1 protein-coding gene and 1 pseudogene are annotated in these 1,621 nt (G+C 68.7%); both read right to left on the reverse strand.

The window, feature by feature from the left end; genetic code table 11:
* Positions 1–493, reverse strand: a pseudogene (locus QH195_RS16080) (hydroxylase); the annotation flags it as partial.
* Positions 494–945: 452 nt separating this feature from the next.
* Complete coding sequence (locus QH195_RS16085) at positions 946–1,422, reverse strand: nuclear transport factor 2 family protein (RefSeq protein ID WP_280435968.1); 477 nt, start codon at positions 1,420–1,422, stop codon at positions 946–948.
* Positions 1,423–1,621: the final 199 nt, after the last annotated feature.

Below are 1,621 nucleotides of genomic sequence, written 5' to 3' on the forward strand. Positions count from 1 at the left end.
GCAGGCCCTGCGGCGGCATCAGCGGTTTCCCGTCCGCGCCGCCCACCATCGCGCCGAGGAAGATCCAGTCGCAGTGGTCGGTACCGGAGGAGAACTGCCAGCGGCCGTTCATCACATAACCGCCGTCGGCCGGCACCGCGATACCGGCCGGCATGTACGGCGAGGCCTGCCAGGTATCGCTGTCCGTGCCGAGAATCTCTTCCTGCACCTTGGGGTCGGCGAAGGCGAGCTGCCACGGATGCACCCCCACGATTCCGCCCACCCAACCGGCGGAACCGTAGATGCTCGCGGTCTTCATGACGGTTTCGGCGAATTCGCGTGGATGCGCCTCGTAGCCGTTGTATTCCTTGCGCTGCAGCAGCCGGATGATCCCGGCATCCTTGAGGCCTTTGGCCATATCGTCGGGCAGACGGCCGAGGGATTCGCCTTCCTCGGCGCCGGCGCGGATCTCGTCGGCGAGGGCGACGATTCTGTCGAGTACTTCGTAGGGCATCGGAGCTCCTGGTCCGTATCTGAATGGTGGGGGTGTGTGGTCAGGAGGACGCGGACGCGGCCTGCCGGGGCGCCGGGACGGATATGCGGTCACCAGCTCGGCAACGGTCGTGGATACCTCCTGGTCAGATGGTTGCGACCGCACAATTCGTCGCAGTGCAACCACCTTCGCAGCCCGGGACGCCGCATGACGCGGATCTCCTGCTGAGTGGGACCTTTTTCCGCCGCCGGCGCAGCATCCGGGCGACGGCCTCCACGCGGCTTTCCACCCGGCCGAGCCTGTTCAGCTACACAAGTACCGATACCCGGTGCCGAGCCGGAACGCACACGCCGCGGGAGCACCGGACGAGATCGCGATGGTCCGGACCGCGCTCCCGCCGAGTGGGTCTCCGGGCAGTGGTGTCCGGAAGTCCGCGTGCTCGAGCCGCAGTCCCAGCCCGGTGCAGGTACTCGTCAACCGGGAGGCCCGCCGAGAACGGCCGCGCGATCACCCAATTCGATATCGATTACGAAGGTTCGCTCGGTGATCCGCCATCCGGAAGAGGACCGCGACAGCCGATCCCGGTACACACCGACGCATTCGTAGGTGATGTTCGCGTGTTCCCCCGCGCCGATGTGCAATACCCGGGCCTTGCAGGTCGAGGTGGCGGTATCACCGTCGATATCGATGACGTGGTTGCCGAGCAGGTGCTGGGAGGGGCCGCAACGATCCAGGAAAGACCGGATCATGGCCACGATATCGGCGCGGCCGTGGACTGCGGGCGCGTCCGCGGCGCCGTACCTGGCCACGGCATCCGGCGCGAAGACCTCGTCGAGCAGATCCCAGTCACGGTCGTCGAGGGCATAGGTGTATCGGTTCACCGTATCGGCGATGGCGTCGCGGTCGGGTTTCAGCGGCCCGGAGTGTGCGAGGTCGGGCGAAGAAGTCACGGTCGGATCGTAGGCGCCGGCACTACGACCAGGGGCCGGCGATCCCGGTCAACGGAAGATGCTGCGCCCGCAGTGGAAATGCCGCGGCGGACCGGACGGCGTTCGGTGGCACCGGGGCCCCGGGGGGGGGGGGGGCGGGGGGGGGGGGCGGGGGGGGGCGCGGGGGGGGGGACGGCGGGCGGGAGGCGCGGCGCGCCCG

This window comes from Nocardia carnea (assembly GCF_029868855.1).
GTDB classification, from domain to species: Bacteria; Actinomycetota; Actinomycetes; order Mycobacteriales; family Mycobacteriaceae; genus Nocardia; species Nocardia carnea_A.